The 6,094-nt window shown below is 33.8% G+C and carries 1 protein-coding gene; it reads left to right on the top strand.

What is annotated here, in order from left to right; genetic code table 11:
• A partial coding sequence (locus K5790_RS10740) for a LamG-like jellyroll fold domain-containing protein (RefSeq protein WP_297594942.1) occupies positions 1 to 6,094 on the top strand: 6,094 nt, incomplete at both ends.

The following is a 6,094-nucleotide window of genomic DNA, read 5'->3' as shown; positions in this document are numbered from 1 at the left end:
CAACCATCCCAGGCACAAACTCTACTGGAATACCAGTTAACGGTACAACCATCCCAGGCACAAACTCTACTGGAATACCAGTTAACGGTACAACCATCCCAGGCACAAACTCTACTGGAATACCAGTTAACGGTACAACCATCCCAGGCACAAACTCTACTGGAATACCAGTAGTTGTACCAAATGCAACTGCATCTTGGAAATTTGACTCTCAAGTTAATGGATCCCGCTTTATTGGGGATGTATTCATCAAGGAGACAGATTCAAGCCTAATTCTTGATGGTAATGGATATGTTTCAAATGATGGTAATTCTACTAATGATATTACTAATCTATCAGTTACAGCTTGGGTGAATCCTAATTATTCTGGAGGATCTTCTGAATTTACAGTAGTATCAAAAGAAAAATCATTTGCACTTACAATCAATAATAATATTGCTCCTAAACATATTGCAAAATTTGCAGTATTTGATGGAATTAAATGGCATTCAGTAGAAACAACATCACAAATAGGTGATGATTGGTCTCACCTTGCTGCAACCTTTAATGGAACAACACTTTCAATTTATACAAATGGAACACTATCAAATATTAACAAATCTATAGAAACTATATCAATTTCACTTGATGGACAACTTAAACCAAAAACCATTGACAAAATTACATCTTCATCTGATGTAATAATTGGTGCATCACTAGAAAATCACAGAACACTTGATGAAGTAAAAAAACAATTCCATGGTGAAATAAAAGAAATTAACATCTTTGATGTATATCTTAATGCAGAACAAATTTATGAAATTTATTTACAAACATTGCCACTTATTGAATCGTTATACAATAAAATAGAAACAATTGAGGAAGAAAAAATAATAATTCCAATTGATGTATTTGCACCAAAGATTGTAACTAATTCCACAAATATTGATCTAGCAACTACTAATAGTACAAATAATAATTCATCAAATGCAACTAATAGTATTATTGAATTTAATGATACACAAAATTATATTCCAATTATTGAAGAATCATTAAACCATGAACTAAATGAGCTCACAATATCAACATGGATTAAACCCGATTACAAGTCAGGATCAGCAGAGTTTGCTGTTGTATCAAAAGAAAGCTCATTTGTTCTTGGTATTAATAATATTTATTCACCAGAAAAAATCCCAACCTTTGCAATCTTTGATGGAATTAAATGGACAAAGATTGAAGGTAAGACAGAAATCGATGATTGGTCACACCTTGTTGCAGTAATTAACGGAACAGAAATTTCTCTTTATCTTAATGGAAATCTTGAGGATAAAACAACAATTCCAGAATCTTTTACAATATTAGATGGTGAATTATCCCCTGTATCGGCAAAAATTGCGGAAAATAATTCTGACTTGATAATTGGTGCATATTTGAATACCCTTAGAAGCAAAATTAGCTTATCCAATCACTTCTCAGGCACAATTGATGATGTTTTAGTTTACAAAGATGCATTATCTCAGGCACAAATCAATGATCTTTATGCAAGATATGTTGAACCAACCAAAGATAGTATCATACCATTTGAATCTCATTTACTTTCCTTCTCTGATCATCTTACAGTAACCCTAAACAATGAAACTATTTCTGAAACAATTCTTATCGCTTCAATAAATTCAACATCTGCTAATCCAATCCAATCATTTACATTTACAGATTATGTATCGTACAAACTTAACAATTCAACATATGACTATTCTATTGATGTTATCTCTTTCTCTGATATAGTTGAAGCTATAATCATTCCAAGAAACTCAACTGATATAGATAGGAGAGAAATACAAAATATTTCAACAACTCTATCATTTACTGATGTTGTACATACAAAACTAAATGGAAATAATTTGATATTACTTTTAGAATCACTATCACTTGATGATCAAACTGATCTAGTAGTAAATGGTAAAAATAATGTATCCCTTTCAGAATCACTATCATTTAATTCTACCATAATTGTTAATCACAATGAACTAGTATCAACTATTTTCACTCCTATTTTAATTCCAATTAAAGACAGTTATCTTATTTCTGAGGATGTTGAATTTGAATTTGAATTTGATCATTCATCAGAAATTATATCGGATGAAAAACAAAGATTGCACAATACAACTAATATTATTGTAAATGAGTTAGAACAAATTCTAAATGATACTCAAAACACATTAACTGTAAATGAATCTGATAAAACATCTACAATTATTGATGTAATATCTGAATTTGAAAATATCTTCTCTATTCAAACTGTAGATGCTGCAAAACCAAATGATGATGATCTCATTAAGATTGAAATTCAAAATACAAAAATGCAAATAAAACAATTACAGGAAAAAATCGAACAGCTATCTGAGAATGAAAGACTAGATGATGTTAAACTCAAAGAGATTAAAAATCATGTAAAAGAGATTATCCACAAGATAAACCCAATTATCAATAAACTAGAAAAGAATAACTTTGAACAGGCAAACAACATCAAAAATATTGTAAAATCAATAGAAGATACTGCAGGAATTGAGCCTATACAGAAAGGTAGTTGGGCTGATTCTAAGAAATCCATTGTAATCCAAGTGTATGATCCTGAAGGAAATCTGATTAATCTTGATTCAACATTTGAAAAAATAAGAGACGGAAAAGTTAGTCTAAAACTCTTATCTGATTATCATAAACAGCCAGGTGTTTACAAGATTAAGGCTATCTATACTGATGATGGCCAGACTCAAATCATAGAAGATGAATTTGCATGGGGATTGGTATCTCTTAACACCAAAAAGAGTACTTACAAACCCGGTGAAACTGCAGAATTTGTAATTGTTGTATTAGATAACAAGGGACATCCAGTATGCGATGCAGATCTGACTATGAGTATTACTGATCCAAAATTAGGAATTTCACTACTAAAATCAGGAAATGGCATTACAGCAAGTGATGAATGTGGTTTGTATGATTCTCAATATACAATACATTATGAGGGAACATACAATGTAGATATTAATGCTATGGCATCTGGAATTAATACTAACTTTAGTACAACATTTGATGCTTCCAATTTCTATGAGTTTGATATAATTAGAACAGCACAGAGTAAAATTGATCCAATTAGTAATCCAAATCTTTTTAATGTTAGAGTAGGTATTGAATCATTTACAAATGATAATGAAATTACTATAATCGAAACTGTACCTAAAGTATTTGATGTTCAAACTGATGCAATAGTAACAGAAACTAATTCACACAAAATTCTTACATGGACTAAGGAATTATTATCTAATAAAACATCTATACAATATTCTTATTCTGTTCCACTTGAATTCCCACAGCTTTATTCATTAGGTCCCATGGAGATTAATTCTGAATCAATGTCATTTAATGAAGCAAGAGCTTGGTTTGTAGCAAACGATCCACCATCTACTTTACTCCCAGATTCAACATCTGCTAATCCTGGAGGATGGACTGCTTCAGGATTAGCATGTACAACACTTCACGGTTGTCTTCAAACAAATGATGCCGGATCTGGTATTGCAACTTCAGTAACTAATCCTAGCAGTGCATCATTTACTGTAACATTGTCAGATCCACCTGCACCACCATATGGCAATGCTTTAGTTTCTTTTGTTGCACAAAAGAGCGCATCAGGTGGAAGACAAATCGATCTTGTAGCAACACTACTTGAAGGCGCAACACCCAGAGGTACCATAACAATTACAAATCTTGCAAATGGATATTCAACCTACACTTTTAACGGAACCAATATTGTAAACTTTAATAACACATCACTACAATTTTCTGCAAATACTGTGGGTGGAGGTCAAGGTAGAGCAGCCCATATCACCTATGGTAGTGTAACGGTTTCAATTAATCCATCACCACAAAGTCTCAATGAATCAATATCCCTAACTGACAACATTCACACAATCAAAGCAGCTTCTGTATCACTAGACGAGTCACTTGCCTTTACTGATGCAGTCAACACAATCAAGACAGCTTCTGTCTCCCTTGACGAGTCTCTATCTCTAACTGATGAAGTCAACACCACTCAAGCAGCTTCTGTCTCCCTAATAGAATCTCTAACATTTACTGATACAACTCAAACCAGTACATCAATTCCTGTATCCCTTCTTGAATCGCTATCAGTCACTGATAATGTACAAGCATTTCCGATTACCTCTTCTACTCTATTTGGTGATAATGTAGTATGTCTTGGATTAGGTCTATCTCCAGGAAGTATTGTTCCTCTAAATACATCTCCAAACTCTTGTACAACTACTGCATCAGTTAGTACAACTGCACCAAATGATTCGGTTGTAAATATGGTGATCTTTTACAATGGAACTACTGGTTATTCTGTTGACCAAAAAATAACGGGCAAGTCTATTGGAAATGATATTAATGCAAATTTTGCTGCATTTAATGGAAATATTAATTTCACATTAGTTGAGATGAATGTTTCGCCTGTAAGTGTTAATGCCGAGATTGATACAGTTGAAATTACCAATGTACAAGAAATTCAAGGAAATATTGATCTATCTGAATTAAGTGGAATTATTTCATCTGGAAAACAATTTGGAATCAAAGTCTCAATGAAATCCTCTAATTCCGAAGGAGATGATCTACAGATTATCTGGGGTAAAGATTCAACTGCTAATCAAAGATTTATGATTGATGTAATTCAAAATAATGTATTTAGTTATGATCTTCTTGAATCTTTTGATCTAGTTGATACTGTTGATGTTATTTCAGTCAAACAAATTTCTCTTCAGGAATCACTATCATTCACTGATGCCGTAGAATCTACAAAATCTGCATCTGTCTTACTTGCTGAAACACTCTCAATGAGTGATACTGCAATTAATACTACTGGTACATTTTCTATATCCTTACTAGAATCATTAACACTTAATGATGGAAATGTCTTAACTCAACCAATAAAATTCGCAGAATCCCTTTCATTTTCTGATGTATTAATTGTAAATCTTTCAACTGACAAACAAACTGCCTATTCTTTTCCTATTACAACTGGTGGTTCATGTAAAAATCCTAATCTCGTAACAGCTGATGATGGCTCAAGTGCAGAATGTATAGATGCTGAGACATTACAATTGAAAGGTTTTGGATTTACAGTTGGTTCTGGCGGAGGTAAAGAAATACCTTCTAATGCCCTTATTGTAGGAATTGAATTCATTACAGAAGCATTTTTGAATGATGGAGCTACTGCTGGCTCTATTACAGATATTACATTGTATAATGATCTTGGAAACCTTCATTCAACTGGAAATTCTACTACTCATGCCACCTTTGATACCACTGCCGGAACAGTTCACACCATTGCAGGTCCTACTTCTTTACATGGTTTTGAAGAACTAACTGTTGCAATTGTCACTGATCCTGATTTTGGTGCTCAGCTAACATATGCTATGACTGGATCTGGAAATGATGATATTGCCGTAGATCATGTTCAGATGAGAGTTTATTTCAGAATACCAATTGCATATAGTCAAAGTTTAGAAGAATCTCTTACCTTTACTGATGAAGTAAACACAAGCAAAGCAGCTTCTGTCTCCCTAGACGAATCTCTATCCCTCACTGATGAAATCAACACAAGCCAAGCCCAATTCCTTTCTCTAACAGAATCTCTATCCCTAACTGATGAAGTAAACACAAGCAAAGCAGCTTCTGTCTCCCTAGACGAGTCACTTGCATTCGTTGATCTTGTAGACACTATTTACGCAGCTTCTGTCTCACTAGACGAGTCACTCACCCTCACTGATGAAATCAACACAATCAAGACAGCTTCTGTCTTCCTTGACGAATCTCTATCCCTCACTGATGAAATCAACACAATCAAGACAGCTTCTGTCTTCCTTGACGAATCTCTATCCCTCACTGATGAAATCAACACAAGCAAGACAGCTTCTGTCTTCCTTGACGAATCTCTATCCCTCACTGATGAAATCAACACAAGCAAGACAGCTTCTGTCTCACTAGACGAGTCACTCACCCTCACTGATGAAATCAACACAAGCAAGACAGCTTCTGTCTCACTAGACGAGTCACTCACCCTCAC

Origin of the sequence: Nitrosopumilus sp., assembly GCF_025698945.1 — an archaeon.
In the GTDB taxonomy this organism is placed as follows: domain Archaea; phylum Thermoproteota; class Nitrososphaeria; order Nitrososphaerales; family Nitrosopumilaceae; genus Nitrosopumilus.
This window is presented reverse-complemented; position numbering and strand designations above follow the sequence as displayed.